The following is a 15,682-nucleotide window of genomic DNA, read 5'->3' as shown; positions in this document are numbered from 1 at the left end:
CTCGCCGACGTACTTGTTTTGTCAACCTCTGAGAAACGAAGGTCAACGACCGTGCGCACGTACAGCCCGAAGCCTGCGGACGTCACTCGCGAGTGGCACGTGATCGACGCTACCGATGTGACGCTCGGTCGGCTCGCCGTTCAGATCGCCACTCTGCTCCGCGGCAAGCACAAGCCGACGTTCGCTCCGCACGTCGACGGCGGCGACTTCGTCGTCGTCATCAACGCCTCCAAGGTCAGCCTGTCCGGCAACAAGCGCACGGACAAGCTCGCCTACCGCCACTCGGGTCACCCGGGTGGTCTGACGGCCACGCCGATCGGCGAGATCCTCGAGAAGGACCCTCGCAAGGCCGTCGAGAAGGCTGTCTGGGGCATGCTCCCGAAGAACCGTCTGAGCCGGAAGCTGCTCACCAAGCTGAAGGTCTACGCCGGTCCGGAGCACCCGCACACGGCCCAGCAGCCCAAGACGTTCGAGATCACCCAGATCGCCCAGTAAGCGATCGACGAGCCAGGTAAACGAGGATTTTCAGCGTGAGCGACATCACCACCGAGACTGCAGAGTTCGACCCCGAGGTCCCGATCGACAGCGAGGGCCCGGTCGCCTACACCTCCGAGACGAACCCGTCGCCGGAGCAGCGCGCCGAGACGGGGCGTGTCGCGGTGATCAACCCGGCCGGCGCCACCGGCCGCCGCAAGGAGGCCGTCGCGCGCGTCCGCCTGGTGCCCGGCACGGGTCAGTGGACCGTCAACGGCAAGCCGCTGGACGTCTACTTCCCGAACAAGGTCCACCAGCAGCACGTGAACGAGCCGTTCGTCGTCGCGGGCCTCGAGGGCTCGTACGACGTGATCGCCCGGATCAACGGCGGCGGCATCACCGGCCAGGCCGGTGCGCTGCAGCTGGGTGTGGCCCGGTGCCTGAACGCCGCCGACGAGGAGGCGAACCGGCCCGGTCTGAAGAAGGCCGGTCTGCTCACCCGCGACGCGCGGATCAAGGAGCGCAAGAAGGCCGGTCTCAAGAAGGCCCGCAAGGCTCCTCAGTACAGCAAGCGCTGATCACCTGATGGGGCGTTTGTTCGGTACGGACGGAGTCCGTGGCCTGGCAAACGTGGACCTGACCGCGGAGCTGGCGCTCGACCTCTCGGTCGCGGCAGCTCATGTACTCGGCGAGGCCGGTGCCTTCGAAGGGCACCGGCCACGCGCCGTTGTGGGGCGGGATCCACGCGCCAGTGGAGAGTTCCTGGAAGCCGCTGTGGTGGCCGGACTGGCCAGCGCCGGCGTGGACGTGTTCAAGCTCGGCGTACTGCCGACCCCGGCCGTCGCCTATCTGACCGGTTCGACCGGTGCCGACCTCGGCGTCATGCTGTCGGCCAGCCACAACGCGATGCCGGACAACGGCATCAAGTTCCTGGCCCGCGGCGGGATCAAACTCGACGACAAGATCGAGGACGCGATCGAGGTCCGGGTCGGCGAGGAGTGGCAGCGCCCGACCGGCGGAGCAGTCGGCCGTGTGCTCGACGACGGGCAGGGCTTCGAGACGTATGTCTCGCACCTGGTCCGCTCGGCGCCCAACCGGTTCGACGGGGTCAAGGTCGTCATCGACTGCGCCAACGGCGCCGCCTCGCTGACGGCTCCGGAGACGCTGCGCCGGCTCGGTGCCGAGGTGATCACGTACGCTGCCGCGCCGGACGGCCTGAACATCAACCTGAACTGCGGATCCACCCACCTGGAGGGTCTGCAGCGTGAGGTGATCGGCCACCGCGCCGACCTGGGCATCGCCCTGGACGGCGACGCCGACCGCTGCCTGGCGGTCGACGCCAACGGTGAACTGGTGGACGGTGACCAGATCCTCGCGATCCTGGCCCTGGCGATGCGCGACAGCGGCCGGTTGTCCAACGACACCGTCGTCGCGACCGTGATGAGCAACCTGGGGTTCGTCCAGGCGATGGTCCGGGAGCGGATCGCGGTCGAGCAGACCAAGGTCGGCGACCGGTACGTACTGGAGGCGATGAAGGCCGGCGGTCACAAGCTCGGCGGTGAGCAGTCCGGGCACGTGATCCTGTCCGACCACGCCACCACCGGCGACGGCACGCTGACCGCGGTCATGCTGCTGGCCCGGATCGCCCAGACCGGGAAGTCACTGGCCGACCTGGCCGGCGTGATGACCCGGCTCCCGCAGGTCCTGGTCAACGTGAAGAACGTCGACAAGGCCCGCGCCGGGAGCGACGCGACCGTCCAGGCCGCCGTCGCCGAAGCCACCAAGCGCCTCGGTGACACCGGCCGCGTCCTGCTGCGCCCCTCGGGCACAGAGCCGCTGGTCCGCGTCATGGTCGAGGCCGAGTCCTCCGACTTGGCCGACGAGATCGCCCACTCGCTCGCCGACGTGGTCGAATCCTCGCTGAAGCTCTGAACCACCGCCGACGGCCCCGGACCTCACTGGTTCCGGGGCCGCCGCATTTCCCCTCCCCACCGCCGCATTTGGCTGCCTAGCCACGGAGATCGGGGGTTCTGCACTCTGAATGCGGGTGCCGAACCCATCATTTGGGTGCCTGGCCAGTCACATCAGGACACGGAGATGTCGACTGACGGGCGGAGCTGGGCGGCGACGGCGAGGGCCTCGTGGACGGGGTTGGTGAGGAAGGCGTCGATGGCCTTCGGATCGGCCGGGGCGTCGAGGGCCGGCAGTGCGAGCTGCTCGTACGCCGCCTGGAACCGCGGACCCCAGCGCCGGGTGCCGAGCCGGGCCGTCCGCGAACAGTTGTCGACCATGTAGGCGACGTCGCGAGCATGCATGTACGGCAGCAGCGAATCGACCGCCTCGATGATCGACTCGTTCACGATCTCCGACCACACATGCCCGCGGTCCGCGAACTCGTCCACCTGAGCCGTCATCGTGGCCACGAACAACCCCGCGGTGACGGGATCGATGGCGGTTGCCGCTCCGCGTCGGGCGTGCACCTCCGCGCTGTGCGACCACATCTCGCTCCCCGCGATCGCGGTCATCGGCCGCGTGGCGAGGCGGCTCTCCGCGAGGATGACGCTCCGAATTTCGGTGCCCTCGGCAACTTCATCGTAGATCTCGGCGACCAGGTCACGAGCCGGCTGATAACCCGCGCTGTAGGCGCGATCGAACAGTTCCTGATCCTTGCCCGACAACGCAGCCCGTACGGCGGGCAGCCCGGCGGCCGAGATCGTCCGTGCGATCGGCCCGGTCACCGCCTCCGTCGACCGCTCGTACGCCGTCACCGGGTCGGCCCCCTCAAGCCGGAAATACCGGTAGAGCGCCTCGACCAGCCCATGCACCGCACCGAGCAGAATCGCCCGCTCCCCAACGATGTCCGAGCGGTACTCAGCCGACAGCGTGGTGGCGAACGTGTATGGCGACCCAAGGGCGACCGACCACGCCAGCGCCCGATCGGTCGCATGGCCGTCCGGGTCCGCGTGGACGGCGATGCTCGCGTTGATCCCGGCGCCGTTGACGGTCGCGCCTTGCTGGTAGAGGCGCCGTACGGAATCGCCCATGCCCTTCGGGCACACCGCGATCACCGGGTGACCGGTGGGGAAGTCGCGACCGCTCGCCTGCAGATGGCCGAGCAGGAAGCCGTGCGACAGGCCGATCGTGGCGCCGGGCTTCAACGCTTGGAAGATCGTCTCGTGCTGAGCGGCCAGCGCCGCGTCGGCGATCAGCAGGATCACCAGGTCGGCCTCGGCCGCGACGGTCAGCAGTTCGCCGAGGGTGCCGTTCTCCTCGGTGAACCCGTTGGCGCGAGCGTCGTCTGCGGACGTCGAGCCCGGCCGGAGGCCGACCGACACGGTGATGCCGGTCCCGGCCAGCGAGTCGCGCAGGTTGAGCGCCTGCGCCCGCCCCTGCGGTCCCCAGCCGAGTACGCCGATCCTGCTGATGCCGTGGAAGGCCCGGGGGAGCAGCGGGAACAGGTCACGGCCGCCGCGGAGGATGGTCTCGGTACCGCCGGGCACCGTCATGGTCTCGGTCGTGAAGACCGTCGAGTCGATGGTGGTCATGTCTTTCAGTGAAGACCGGACCTACTCTTGCAGCAAGCGCAAGATTCGCATCGCAGCGTTGCGGGAGGTGAAACATGGATCACCGCGAGCTCGAACTGTTCCTGCATCTCGCCCGCACGCTCAATTACGGCCGCACCAGCCTCGAGTCCCACGTCAGCGCCGCAACCCTGACTCGAACCATCCAGCGCCTCGAAGCCCGCACCGGCAGCCGCCTGTTCGATCGCGGCCCGCGCGGCGTCGTCCTCACCGCCGACGGCCGCCGCTTCACGGCGTACGCGGAACAAGTCCTGAGCCTGTGGAACGACTACCGCGCCGGTACCGAAGTACCGCAAGACCTCACCGGCGAGCTACGCATCTTCGCCACCGTCACCGCCTGCGAAGCCCTCCTCCCTGATCTGCTGGCTCCACTCCGCTCCGCGCACCCGCAGATTCGCCTCGACATCCGCACCGGCGACGCTGCGATGGCGCTGGCCCGGCTGGACGAGGGCGAGGTCGACGCCGCGGTCGCCGGCATCCCCCAACGACTCCCCGGCACCCTGGTCAGCCGCACCATCGCCACGACCGACCTCATCCTGGTCAGCGCTCCAGGCGTGCCGTCAGACAGCCCGTACGTCGTTCCTGCGCGCGGACTGGTCCGCGAGGCCGCGTTCCGCTGGTTCCGCCGACAGGGTTTGCGACCCTCGATCGCAGCAGAGCCCGACGGCCACGAAGCCCTGCTGGCGCTGGTCGACCTCGGACTCGGGATCGGCATCGTCCCCCGGCTCGTGCTCGACACCTCCACCTTCTCCGGCCGCCTAGTCGAACGCCGAACCGAACTCCCTCTCGAGCAACTCCGAATCGGCCTGTGCGTCCGCCGATCGGACCTGCACCGGCCGATGGTCGCCGCGCTCTGGGATGGAACCGACGTCGGCAACGACACGTAGTAGGTCGCGCGCGGGGTGGGCTGCACGCTCAGCGGGTTGCTGGTGGAGGTGGTTGGAGCGACTACTACGTGTCCTTGGCGACGCCCCGCGAGCACGCTCAGCGCGCTGCCGATCAGCCCCACCAGCCAACCACCACCTGTCCTTCCCGACGCTCAACCCCGCCCGAGTCCACGCCCGTGCCACCCCGCCCGGGTCCACGCCCGTGCCACCCCGCCCGGGTCCACGCCCTGCCACCCCGGCCGAGTCGCCAAGCCATTTGGTGGGTAAGCCCACGCGGTGGTGGGTGGGCCAACCGCCTGCAGCTAGCCCACCCACACTCCCGTGGGTCAGCCCACCAAATGGGGGTGTGCCGGCGAGCGCTGCGAGGGCTAGGTGGGTGGGGGGCCGACGGTGTTGCCGGGGTGGAGGGTGGCGGGGACTAGCTGGGGTGGGAGGGGGGCGGCGCCTTCGAGTTGGCGGATGAGGGCTTCGATGCCGAGTTGGCCGAGCTCGGAGCCGGGGGTCCGGAGGTAGGTGAGCTCGGGGTCGCTGAGGGCGGCGACTTCGGGGACCATCAACAGCGACAGCACCGAGAGATCGCCAGGCACATCACGCCCCTGGCGCCTCAACGCGGAGACGACGCCCAGCGTCGCGTACTCGTTCGCGACCAGGATCGCGGTCGTCTCGGGGTGCTGATCCAGCAGGCGTTCAGCGGTTTCGCGGCCGCCGCGCGGCGTATCCGACGACGGCTCGACCACGATCCGCAGCCCGTATTCGCCCGCCACCCGCCGGTACGCCGCCTCTGTCCGAACCCACGGCCCGTAGTCGTGGAACCGGGGATCCGCCAGGTCGCCCGAGATCAACGCCAGCGAGCGATGCCCAAGCCCGTACAAATACTCGACCGCGGCCTCGACCGTCGCGTCGAAGTCGATGTCCACGTGGGCCAGCCCATCGAGCTCAGTCGTCCGGCCGATCAACGCGAACGGCATCGCAGTCTCCCGGAGCACCGCGACCCGCGGGTCAGCCAGCTGGACCTCCATCAGTACTACGCCGTCGACCAAGCCCTGACCCAGCAACTCTCGCAGCTCAACGCCGTCGTTGCCCACCGGCCACAGCACCAGGTGGTACTCCTTCGCGCGAGCCCGCTCAGCCGCAGCGGTGAAGAACTCCGCCGTCGACATCCCGAAGCGGTGCTCAAGCGCGGGATAGGCCATCGCGATGATCCGCGTCCGCCGGCTGGCCAGCGCACGAGCAACCACGTTCCGCCGATAGCCGAGCTCGGCCATCGCAGCCTCGATCCGCGCCCGGGTCGCCGGCGTGACCGGCTTGGTGTCGTTGAGCAGGAACGACACCGTCGCGATCGACACGCCCGCGCGTTCCGCGACGTCGCGCATGGTGACCATCGAAGTCGCCCCCTTGTGAACTCTTGACACCACTGTGACCCAAGGAACATAGTCCTTTCACCTCGGAGTTAAGCGCTTTACCGGCAACTGTGCAAGGAGTCCGATGTGATGAGCAGCAAGCGGCCGACCGCCGTACTGGCGGGTGCGATCGCCCTGGCACTCGCCCTGGCGGCGTGTGGCGGGAGCGGCGACGGAAACGGCGGCGGTACGTCGTCCGGCAGTACGGTCACCAGCCTGACCGTCCTCGACTACTACAACAACGACCCCGACAAGGCGCTGGTCCAGAAGGGCCTCGATGCCTGTGGCACCAAGCTCGGGGTCACCATCCAGCGGGAGACGGTGCCTGGTGACACCTTGATCCAGAAGGTGCTGCAGCAGGCGTCCTCGAAGACACTGCCCGACGTCCTGATGCTCGACAACCCCGACGTCCAGCAGATCGCGGCCACCGGCGCCCTGGCGCCCCTGAACGACCTCGGGCTGAACGCGGACGGCGTCATTCAGGGCATGGTCGACGCGACGTCGTACGACGGCAAGCTCTACGGACTGGCGCCGGTGACGAACACGCTCGCGCTGTTCTACAACAAGGACATGCTGGCGGAGGCCGGCGTACAGCCGCCGAAGACCTGGGACGAGCTGAAGGCCGCCGCCAAGAAGCTGACCAAGCCCGGCCGCTACGGCATCGCGTTCAACGCCAACGCGACGTACGAAGGGTCGTGGCAGTTCCTGCCGGCGATGTGGACCAACGGCGGCGACGAGACCGACCTGAAGAGCCCGCAGGTGGCCGAAGCCCTGCAACTGTGGGTCGATCTCGTCCAGTCCGGCTCGGCGTCGAAGAGCGTGATCAACTGGACCCAGGGCGACGCCAAGGACCAGTTCGTGGCCGGCAAGGCCGCGATGATGGTGAACGGCCCGTGGCAGATCCCGGCGCTGCAGGAGAGCCCGAAGATCAAGTGGGACACCGTCACCTTCCCGCTGAACAAGCCGGATCAGACCCCGGTCGCGCCGCTCGGCGGTGAAGCCTGGACGGTCCCGCTGAACAAGGACCAGGCCAAGCAGCAGAAGGCCGCCGATTTCGTGAAGTGCCTGAACTCCGACGAGAACGAGCTGGCCTGGGCGAAGGCCCGCTTCACCCTTCCGACCAGGACCGCGCTGCTCGACCAGTACGCCAAGGAGGTGCCGTCGATGAAGGCGTTCGCCGAGCAGGTCAAGACGGCCCGCGCCCGGACCGGCAAGCTCGGCGACAAGTGGCCGGATGCCGCCAAGGTGATCTACCAGGCGATCCAGTTGGCCTTGACCGGCAAGGCCTCGGCACAGGATGCCTTCAAGCAGGCCTCGGGCGGCTGACATGGCGCAGGCGACACTGACGCGGACGGTCGCCGTACGACGACAGCGGGGCCGGCGGGGCGAGAACCTGACCAAGGTCTTGTTCGTGCTGCCGGCCGCGCTCGCGATGGCCGCGCTGTTCGGGTACCCGGTCGTGAAGAACCTGGTGATGAGCCTGCAGGACTACGGTCTGCGCACGTTCTTCACCGGGCAGGCGCCGTTCGTCGGGCTGAAGAACTACTCGGCGATGGTGAGCGATCAGCTGTTCTCGCAGGCGATGGTGAACACCGCGTTGTTCACCATCGGCTCGATCGCCTTCCAGTTCGCCATCGGCCTGGCGCTCGCGCTGTTCTTCCGGCGGAAGTTCCCCCTCGGCGGTCTGCTGCGGTCGCTGCTGTTGCTGCCCTGGCTGCTGCCGCTGATCGTGTCGAGCGCCACCTGGCGCTCGATTCTCGAGCAGGACAGCGGCATCCTCAACCGCACCCTCACCGGCCTGCACCTGATCGACCAGCCGGTCCCGTGGCTGAACTCGCCGTCGGTGGCGCTGATCGCGGTGATCGGCGTGAACATCTGGATCGGGATCCCGTTCAACGTCACCCTGCTCTACTCGGGGCTGGCGGAGATCCCCGACGAGCTGTACGAGGCCGGCCAGCTGGACGGGGCGACCGGGTGGCGCGCGTTCACGCACATCACCTGGCCGAACCTGCGCTCGGTGGCCAGCGTCGTGCTGATGCTCGGCGTCGTTTACACGATCAAGGTGCTGGACATCATCCTCGGTCTGACCGGCGGCGGCCCGGCCAACGCGACCCAGACGCTGGCGACGCAGTCGTACGAGCGGTCCTTCGTGGACTTCAAGTTCGGCGAGGGCGCGGCCCTGAGCAACCTGCTGATCGCGCTGTCGTTCCTGTTCGCGATCTTCTACCTGCGCGGCACCCGCCGTGCCGTCGACGAGTAAGGAGGCCTGGAGATGACAGATTCGGCCACCCGGCGCGCGGCGTACACGGTGATCGGCGTCGTGATCCTGGGCGTGATGCTCTTCCCGGTCTACTGGATGCTGAACGCGTCCTTGCAACCGTCCGGCAACACCTTGACGGCCGGTTTTCTGCCGCTCGATCCGAGCTTCGCCGGCTACCGGCGGGCGCTCAGCGAGCAGGGCGGCAACCTCGTCACCAGCTTGCTCATCGCGACCGGGACGGTCGTGCTGAGTCTGGCGATCGCGGCGCCTTGTGCCTATGCGCTGTCGCAGTTCCGTTCCCGCTGGGTGTCGATCGGGCTGCTGGCGATCCTGATCTCGCAGATGATTCCGGGCATCGTGATCGCCAACGCGCTCTACACGGCGTACGAACGGATCGGCCTGCTGAACTCGATTCCCGGGCTGATCGTCGCGAACCTCAGCAGCACGCTGCCGTTCGCGATCCTGATCCTGCGGTCGTTCATGCAATCGCTGCCGCCGTCGCTGGTGGAGGCCGCGCGGGTCGACGGCGCCGGACTGCTCCGGGCCTTCGTCGCGATCGTGCTGCCGATCAGCCGGAACTCCCTGATCACCGCGGGACTGTTCAGTTTCCTGTTCTCGTGGAGCGACTTCCTGTTCGCGCTGACGCTGACCACCAAGGGCGGCGTCCGCCCGGTCACGCTCGGCATCTACCAGTACCTGGGGACTCAGGTGCAGAACTGGAACGCGGTGATGGCCACCGCGGTCCTGTCGGCGATCCCGGCCGTCGTGCTGCTGATCGCCGCCCAGAAGTACATCGCCGCCGGCGCCGTCGGCGGAGCGGTCAAGTAACCCCCTCGAAAAGGACATCGACAGATGACGATTCGCGTACTCGTCTGGGGCGAGAACCGGCACGAGCAGACCGAGCCGCATGTCGCGAAGATCTATCCCGACGGCATGCACAGCACCATCGCCGCCGGCATCCGCGAAAACCTCGACGCCGACGTTTCCACCACGACTCTGGACGAACCCGAGCACGGCCTGACCGAGGAGGTGCTGGAGAACACCGACGTCCTGGTCTGGTGGGGGCACGCGGCGCACGGCGAGGTCGAGGACAAGGTGGTCGAGCGCGTGTACCAGCACGTGCTCGCCGGCATGGGACTGGTCGTCCTGCACTCCGGCCACTGGTCGAAGATCTTCGGCAAGCTGATGGGTACGTCGTGCACGCTGCGCTGGCGCAGTGAGCAGGACCGCGAGCTGATCTGGACGGTGAACCCGACGCACCCGATCGCCCAAGGCGTGCCGCATCCGATCGAGATCGAGCAGCAGGAGATGTACGGCGAGTTCTTCGACATCCCGGTCCCGGACGAGCTGATCTTCATCTCGACGTTCAGTGGCGGCGAGGCGTTCCGGTCCGGCTGCACGTTCCGCCGGGGACACGGGAAGATCTTCTACTTCTCGCCCGGTGACCAGGACTTCCCGGTCTACCACCACAAGGACATCCGCCGGGTGATCGCGAACGGCGTCGCCTGGGCGAAGTCGGATCGGCCGGAGCGCGCCGTACCGACGTTGCTGCGGTACGAGACGGGCGACTTCTTCAACGGGCACGGCTACGGCGGCCCGATCGAGGAGGCGGTCGATGCCTGAGCCGCTACGGCTGCTGCAGGTCGGCGCAGGCGGCATGGGGCGCGCCTGGCTCGGCAACATCGCCAAGAACCCGGACGTCGTGCTGGTGGGGCTTGTTGATCTGGACGTAGCGCTGGCCCGCCAGGCCGCCGACGAGCACGGGTACGGCGACGTGCCCGTGGCGGCGTCGATCGACGAGCTGGCGGCCGGTGCCGATGCGGTCGTGGATGTGACGGTTCCGGCCGCGCACCCTGTCGTGAGTGCTACTGCATTGGGCCTCGGGTTGCCGGTGCTGTCGGAGAAGCCGCTGGCCGAGAGTGTGCGGCAGTGCCTGCAGATGGTGGCCGCCTCGGAGATCAGCGGCAAGCTGTTGATGGTCTCGCAGTCCCGGCGGTACTTCCGGGCCGGCAACGCGTTCGCCCGCCAGATCGCTGAGCTGGGAGCGGTCGGGTCGCTGTCGTGCGAGTTCTTCAAGGCGCCGCACTTCGGTGGCTTCCGGGAACGGATGGCCGAGCCGCTGCTGATCGACATGGCGATCCACCAGTTCGACCTGGCTCGCAAACTGATCGGTTCTGCGCCGGTGTCGGTGTACTGCGAGTCCTACAACCCGGAGTGGAGCTGGTTCGAGGGCAATGCGGCTGCCAATGCAGTGTTTGCCTTCGCCAACGGCACCCGGTTCGCTTTCAACGGCAGTTGGTGCGCACCGGGTCTCGAGACATCGTGGAACGGTCACTGGCGAGCCAGTACGGCGGGCGGTACGGCGTACTGGGACGGTGACAACGCACCGACCGTGGAACTGGCGTCGGGCGAGGCAGTGGTGGCGGAGCTGACGGATGAGCCGGAGGAGATCGCCGGTTCGCTGGCCGAGTTCGTTGCTGCGGTTCGCTCGGGCACTGTGCCGCAGTCGGAGGCGCACTCCAACGTGATCAGCGTGGCTATGGTCGAGGCCGCCGTACAGTCTGCGGCTACGGGTGCGCCGGTGCGGATTGCCGACGTACTGACTGCTGCGCATGCCGAGGCGATCGCTACTGCGACAGACAGTGCTGTGCGAGCCTGCTTGGAGTCTTGGCCGGACGTACTGAAGACTCTGGAGGCATGACGACGAGCAGCACTCCACGCTTGCGGTTGACGCCGATGCGCCCGCGGGACCCGCACGAGCCGGGGCGCGTCGCGTCAACGCTGGAGCTGTTCTTCGACCTGGTCTTCGTGGTCGCGGTGAGTATCGCGGCCGCCCAGCTGCACCACGCCCTCACCGAGAACCACATCGCGCACGGGCTGCTGGCCTACGTGATGGTGTTCTTCGCGATCTGGTGGGCGTGGATGAACTTCACCTGGTTCGCCACCTCGTTCGCGACCGACGACTGGCTCTACCGGGTGCTGACAATCGTCCAGATGAGCGGTGTGCTCGTGCTGGCGGCCGGCATCGAGCGAGTCTTCGCCGACAACGACTTCAGAGTGGTTGTGGTCGGGTACGTCGTGATGCGGGTGGCCATGATCGCGCAGTGGCTGCGTGCCTCCCAGGCCTCCGCGGAGACCCGGCGGGTGACGCAGTACTACGCGGGTGGGATCGCCGTGGTCCAGGTGCTCTGGGTCATCCTGCTGTTCCTGCCGCACGAGGTCACCACGCTCGGTTGGGTGCTGTTCGTCATCGCAGAGCTCGCGGTGCCGGTGCTGGCGGAGCGCCGAGGCAAGCCGACGCCATGGCACCCGCACCACATCACCGAGCGGTACGGCCTGTTCACCTTGATCTTGCTCGGTGAGAGCCTGCTGGCCTCGGCCAACGCGATCATCGACGCGGTCCACGAGCACGACCGGCTCGCACCGCTCATTGCGGTCTCAGTGCTCACTCTGGTCGTGACCGCGGCGCTGTGGTGGATCTACTTCTGGCCGCCGCACCACCGCGCGATCACGTCGTTCACCAACTCGTTGCGCTACGGCTATGTGCACTACTTCGTGTTCGCCGCGGCCGGCGCGTTCTCGGCGGGTGTCGAGGTGCAGATCGATGTCATCACGCATCACAGCAAGCTCAGTGAGTTCGTCGCGTCGTTCACGGTGACCGTGCCGATCGCCGTTTTTGTGCTCGGAATCTGGTGGATCGCTTTGCGCCAGAACGCCGATCGGGTGGTGAACATCGTCGTACCGGTGGGGGCTTTGCTGGTGCTTCTCGACCCGATCATTCCGGTGCCGTTCCTGATCACGGCGGTGCTGATGGCGGCGATCGTCGTGGTGCTCGTGGTGCGTCCGCCAATTACTGTCGGTGGCGAGCAGTAGTTTCCCCTTGACCCACTGTGGCGGGGTTGTGGTTAACTTTCGCCATTGGGGGATGCGTCTGTAATTCACTTACTGTTGGGGGTCCGCCATGCCCGCCCTTCCCATCCTTCGCCGCCTCAGCCTGGCCGGGCTCGCCCTGGCCACGACCGTGGCAGGAGTGTCGATGACGGCCGCTGCCGAACCGCCTCAATCGCCCGGTCTCGCGCAGGCCGTCGCGACCATCCAGCACATGTCGCTGGAGGAGAAGGTCGGACAGCTCTTCGTGCTGTTCGCCTACGGACCCGACGCGAACCAGCCCGACGCCCGCAACACCACCCTGTACGGCGTCGCCACGCCGGCCGAGGTGGTCGCGAAGTACAAGCCGGGCGGCTGGATCTACTTCGACGGCCGCGGCAACGTGCAGAACCCGACCCAGGTCGCGACGTTCTCCAATCAGCTCCAGCAGGCCGCGATCGGGACCGGGCTGCATGTGCCGCTCCTGATCGCCACCGACCAGGAGCAAGGGGTCGTGACCCGGATCGGGCCACCGGCCACGCAGTTCGGCGGCAACATGGCGCTCGGCGCGGCCCGCAGTACGACGGACGCCCGGACGGCGGCCGCGATCACCGGCCGCGAGCTCAAGGCGATCGGGATCCGGCAGGACTACGCGCCGGACGCCGATGTGAACGTCAACGCGCTCAACCCGGTGATCGGCACCCGCTCGTTCTCCAGCGATCCGAAGCTGGTCGCCGAGCTGACCGCCGCGCAGGTCCAGGGTTTCCAGCGCGACGCCGGAATCACCGCGACCGCGAAGCACTTCCCCGGCCACGGGGACACGGTCGACGACAGCCACACCGCGCTGCCGACGATCAACCACACGCTCGAGCAGTGGAACACCATCGACGCGCCACCGTTCAAGGCGGCGATCAAGGCCGGGATCGACTCGATCATGACCGCGCACATCGTCGTACCGGCACTGGATCCGTCCGGTGATCCGGCGACGTTGAGCAAACCGATCCTGACCGGCGTGCTGCGCAAACAGCTCGGGTTCCGGGGTGTGATCGTGACCGACGGCCTGGAGATGGCCGCCGTCCGCAAGCAGTACGGCGATGCCGAGGCCGCGGTCCGCGCGATCGAGGCCGGGGTCGACCAGTTGCTGCTGCCGCCGGCGCCGGAGGTGCAGTTCAACGCGGTGCTGGATGCGGTCCGGTCCGGGCGGATCAGCGAGCGGCGGATCGACGAGAGCCTGCTGCGGATCCTGCTGCTCAAGCTGAAGAACGGCGTTCTGTTCCAGCCGTACGTCGATGTCGCCAAGGTGCCCGCGGCGATGGGACCGGCGGCCAGCCTGGCCACGGCACAGCAGATCGTCGACAAGAGCATCACGCTGGTCAAGGACGACACGAAGACACTTCCGCTGAGCAACACCCCGCGGAAGATCCTGGTCACCGGTTGGGGTGTCTCGACCACGCAGAACCTCGCGAACAGCTTGAGCAAACGGGGCGCGGTGACCACCGTCGCCCAGACCGGCGCGGCACCGAGCGACACCGCCATCGCCGGCTCGGTGGCGAAGGCGGCCGAGAACGACGTGACCGTCGTCCTGACGCGGAAGGCCTGGGACTCGAAGGTCACCGACAAGCTCGGCAAGCAACGCAAGCTGGTCAACGACCTGCTGGCCACCGGCAAACCCGTGATCGTCGTCGCGGTCCAGGACCCGTACGACATCGCGTACTTCGACGCCGCGCCGACGTTCCTGGCCACCTACGGCTACGCGGCGGTCTCGATGGAATCGCTGGCCAAGGCCCTGTACGGCGAGATCCGGCCGACCGGCAAGCTGCCCGTCGACATCCCGGTCGCCGGTCAGCCGCAGACACCCCTGTATCCCTTCGGCCACGGAATGAGCTGGTGACGATGAAACGACGCACTCTGTTTGCCGGCGCCGGTGTGATCGCCGCGGCGCCGCTGCTCGACGCGCCCACCGCGCTAGCGCACGGCGGCGGAGGAGGTGGCCGGAAGGTGATGACCGGGGCCGAGGTGCTGGCCAAGGACGACTGGAAGGCGCTGGCCGGGCAGAAGGTCGGCGTGATCAGCAACCCGACCGGCATCCTGCCCGACCTCAATCACGTCGTCGACGTCATGCATGCCTCCGGGAAGGTGAACGTGGTCGCGGTCTTCGGGCCCGAGCACGGCTTCCGCGGCTCGGCGCAGGCCGGCGGTTCCGAGGGCGACCACGTCGATCCGCGGACCGGGATCATGGTCTACGACGCCTACGGCGCGAACGCGGACAAGCTGGTCAACCTCTACACGAAGTCCGGCGTCGAGACGGTCGTCTTCGACATCCAGGACGTCGGCGCGCGGTTCTACACCTACATCTGGACCATGTACGAGGCGATGCTGGCCGCCGTCCGCACCGGCGCGCGCTTCGTCGTACTGGATCGGCCGAATCCGACCGGTGGATCGGCGCGCGGCCCGATGCTGAAGCCCGGCTACACCTCGGGTGTCGGCAAGCGGGAGATCATCCAGCAGCACGGCATGACGGTGGGGGAGCTGGCCCGGATCTTCAACGCTGAATACCTGCCGATCGACACCAATGGCGCCCGGTTGAAGGAGCTCCAGGTGATCCAGGCGCGCGGCTGGACGCGCGATCAGCTGTACGCCGACACCGGGCTCACCTGGGTGATGCCGAGCCCGAACATGCCGACGCCGGACACCGCGCTGCTCTACCCGGGCATGTGCCTGTTCGAGGCGACCAACATGTCCGAGGGCCGCGGGACGACCCGGCCGTTCGAGCTGATCGGCGCGCCGTACGTGGACTACCGCTGGGCGCAGGCACTGCAGGCGAAGAACATTCCGGGCGTCGCGTTCCGGGAGGCCTACTTCACACCGACGATCAGCAAGAACGCCAACGTGCTCTGCGGCGGCGTCCAGGTGCAGATCACCGACCCCTCGAAGGTCGAGGCGATCACGGCCGCGACGCACATGATCGTGGAGGCGCGGAAGCTGTACCCGGGCTTCGCGTGGCGCGCCGAGACCCCGCCCGGCCGCTGGATCGACCTGCTCACCGGATCCGACCGGTTCCGGACCATGCTTTTGGCGGATGCTACCGCCGAGGAGATCGTGGCAGCCTGGAAGTCCGAGACCGACGCGTGGACCGCGCGACGGGCAAAGTACCTGCTCTACAAGGGACCGCGCCGGTGAAGCGCGGCCTTGCCCTCACGATAGCCTCTGCGG

The 15,682-nt window shown here is 67.8% G+C and carries 14 protein-coding genes; 12 read left to right on the top strand and 2 right to left on the bottom strand.

From position 1 onward, the window contains the following. The first annotated feature begins 51 nt into the window (after positions 1–51). The 3 genes from rplM to glmM are packed head-to-tail and all read left to right on the top strand — an operon-like array spanning position 52 to position 2,406. Positions 52–495: a 50S ribosomal protein L13 gene (gene rplM / locus ABZS29_RS05160; protein ID WP_355458733.1), complete on the top strand. Its 444-nt coding sequence runs from the start codon at positions 52–54 to the stop codon at positions 493–495. 44 nt (positions 496–539) lie between these two features. Continuing rightward, positions 540–1,052 (top strand): 30S ribosomal protein S9, encoded by a 513-nt coding sequence (gene rpsI / locus ABZS29_RS05155; RefSeq protein WP_355460821.1) that lies wholly within the window; start codon positions 540–542, stop codon positions 1,050–1,052. A gap of 7 nt (positions 1,053–1,059) precedes the next feature. Next, on the top strand, positions 1,060–2,406 hold the full coding sequence (gene glmM / locus ABZS29_RS05150) for a phosphoglucosamine mutase (protein WP_355458731.1): 1,347 nt from the start codon (positions 1,060–1,062) through the stop codon (positions 2,404–2,406). 152 nt (positions 2,407–2,558) lie between these two features. On the opposite strand, the gene ABZS29_RS05145 is transcribed toward glmM, so the two are convergent. Continuing rightward, positions 2,559–4,019 carry a ketol-acid reductoisomerase gene (locus ABZS29_RS05145; RefSeq protein ID WP_355458729.1) on the bottom strand — a complete coding sequence of 487 codons (1,461 nt, stop codon included), beginning with the start codon at positions 4,017–4,019 and terminating at the stop codon, positions 2,559–2,561. A gap of 74 nt (positions 4,020–4,093) precedes the next feature. Between ABZS29_RS05145 and ilvY the strand changes: the two genes are divergently transcribed. Further along, a complete protein-coding gene (gene ilvY, locus ABZS29_RS05140) occupies positions 4,094–4,942 on the top strand; it encodes an HTH-type transcriptional activator IlvY (protein ID WP_355458727.1) in 849 nt (282 codons plus the stop codon). 368 nt (positions 4,943–5,310) lie between these two features. Here the strand turns inward: ilvY and ABZS29_RS05135 are convergent, their stop codons facing one another. After that, positions 5,311–6,315 (bottom strand): LacI family DNA-binding transcriptional regulator, encoded by a 1,005-nt coding sequence (locus tag ABZS29_RS05135; RefSeq protein ID WP_355458726.1) that lies wholly within the window; start codon positions 6,313–6,315, stop codon positions 5,311–5,313. 117 nt (positions 6,316–6,432) lie between these two features. Between ABZS29_RS05135 and ABZS29_RS05130 the strand changes: the two genes are divergently transcribed. From ABZS29_RS05130 to ABZS29_RS05095, 8 genes are all read left to right on the top strand, one after another. Beyond that, positions 6,433–7,668, top strand: a complete 1,236-nt coding sequence (locus ABZS29_RS05130; RefSeq protein ID WP_355458724.1) for an ABC transporter substrate-binding protein — start codon at positions 6,433–6,435, stop codon at positions 7,666–7,668. Position 7,669: 1 nt separating this feature from the next. Further along, positions 7,670–8,602 carry a sugar ABC transporter permease gene (locus tag ABZS29_RS05125; protein ID WP_355458722.1) on the top strand — a complete coding sequence of 311 codons (933 nt, stop codon included), beginning with the start codon at positions 7,670–7,672 and terminating at the stop codon, positions 8,600–8,602. A gap of 12 nt (positions 8,603–8,614) precedes the next feature. Then, positions 8,615–9,430, top strand: a complete 816-nt coding sequence (locus ABZS29_RS05120; protein WP_355458720.1) for a carbohydrate ABC transporter permease — start codon at positions 8,615–8,617, stop codon at positions 9,428–9,430. 24 nt (positions 9,431–9,454) lie between these two features. Then, the gene (locus tag ABZS29_RS05115; RefSeq protein ID WP_355458718.1) at positions 9,455–10,225 is read left to right on the top strand and encodes a ThuA domain-containing protein; all 771 of its coding nucleotides are present in this window, start codon (positions 9,455–9,457) and stop codon (positions 10,223–10,225) included. Then, on the top strand, positions 10,218–11,303 hold the full coding sequence (locus ABZS29_RS05110) for a Gfo/Idh/MocA family oxidoreductase (protein ID WP_355458716.1): 1,086 nt from the start codon (positions 10,218–10,220) through the stop codon (positions 11,301–11,303). Before ABZS29_RS05115 ends, ABZS29_RS05110 begins: the two co-directional genes overlap by 8 nt. Next, entirely contained in the window at positions 11,300–12,475 is a 1,176-nt protein-coding gene (locus tag ABZS29_RS05105; RefSeq protein ID WP_355458714.1) for a low temperature requirement protein A, read from the top strand. The genes ABZS29_RS05110 and ABZS29_RS05105 overlap by 4 nt, the downstream gene beginning before the upstream one ends. Before the next feature lie 88 nt (positions 12,476–12,563). Beyond that, a complete protein-coding gene (locus tag ABZS29_RS05100; protein WP_355458712.1) occupies positions 12,564–14,360 on the top strand; it encodes a glycoside hydrolase family 3 protein in 1,797 nt (598 codons plus the stop codon). A 2-nt stretch (positions 14,361–14,362) separates the two neighbouring features. Continuing rightward, complete coding sequence (locus tag ABZS29_RS05095) at positions 14,363–15,649, top strand: DUF1343 domain-containing protein (protein ID WP_355458711.1); 1,287 nt, start codon at positions 14,363–14,365, stop codon at positions 15,647–15,649. Positions 15,650–15,682 lie beyond the last annotated feature (33 nt).

It is taken from the genome of Kribbella sp. NPDC005582 (assembly GCF_040605415.1).
Classification (GTDB): domain Bacteria; phylum Actinomycetota; class Actinomycetes; order Propionibacteriales; family Kribbellaceae; genus Kribbella.
This window is presented reverse-complemented; position numbering and strand designations above follow the sequence as displayed.

Coding starts and splice junctions, on each gene's coding strand:
- glmM (WP_355458731.1), top strand. CDS start 1,060: ATGGGGCGTTTGTTCGGTACGGACGGAGTCCGTGGCCTGGCAAACGTG.
- ABZS29_RS05145 (WP_355458729.1), bottom strand. CDS start 4,019: ATGACCACCATCGACTCGACGGTCTTCACGACCGAGACCATGACGGTG.
- ilvY (WP_355458727.1), top strand. CDS start 4,094: ATGGATCACCGCGAGCTCGAACTGTTCCTGCATCTCGCCCGCACGCTC.
- ABZS29_RS05135 (WP_355458726.1), bottom strand. CDS start 6,315: ATGCGCGACGTCGCGGAACGCGCGGGCGTGTCGATCGCGACGGTGTCG.
- ABZS29_RS05130 (WP_355458724.1), top strand. CDS start 6,433: ATGAGCAGCAAGCGGCCGACCGCCGTACTGGCGGGTGCGATCGCCCTG.
- ABZS29_RS05125 (WP_355458722.1), top strand. CDS start 7,670: ATGGCGCAGGCGACACTGACGCGGACGGTCGCCGTACGACGACAGCGG.
- ABZS29_RS05120 (WP_355458720.1), top strand. CDS start 8,615: ATGACAGATTCGGCCACCCGGCGCGCGGCGTACACGGTGATCGGCGTC.
- ABZS29_RS05115 (WP_355458718.1), top strand. CDS start 9,455: ATGACGATTCGCGTACTCGTCTGGGGCGAGAACCGGCACGAGCAGACC.
- ABZS29_RS05110 (WP_355458716.1), top strand. CDS start 10,218: ATGCCTGAGCCGCTACGGCTGCTGCAGGTCGGCGCAGGCGGCATGGGG.
- ABZS29_RS05105 (WP_355458714.1), top strand. CDS start 11,300: ATGACGACGAGCAGCACTCCACGCTTGCGGTTGACGCCGATGCGCCCG.
- ABZS29_RS05100 (WP_355458712.1), top strand. CDS start 12,564: ATGCCCGCCCTTCCCATCCTTCGCCGCCTCAGCCTGGCCGGGCTCGCC.
- ABZS29_RS05095 (WP_355458711.1), top strand. CDS start 14,363: ATGAAACGACGCACTCTGTTTGCCGGCGCCGGTGTGATCGCCGCGGCG.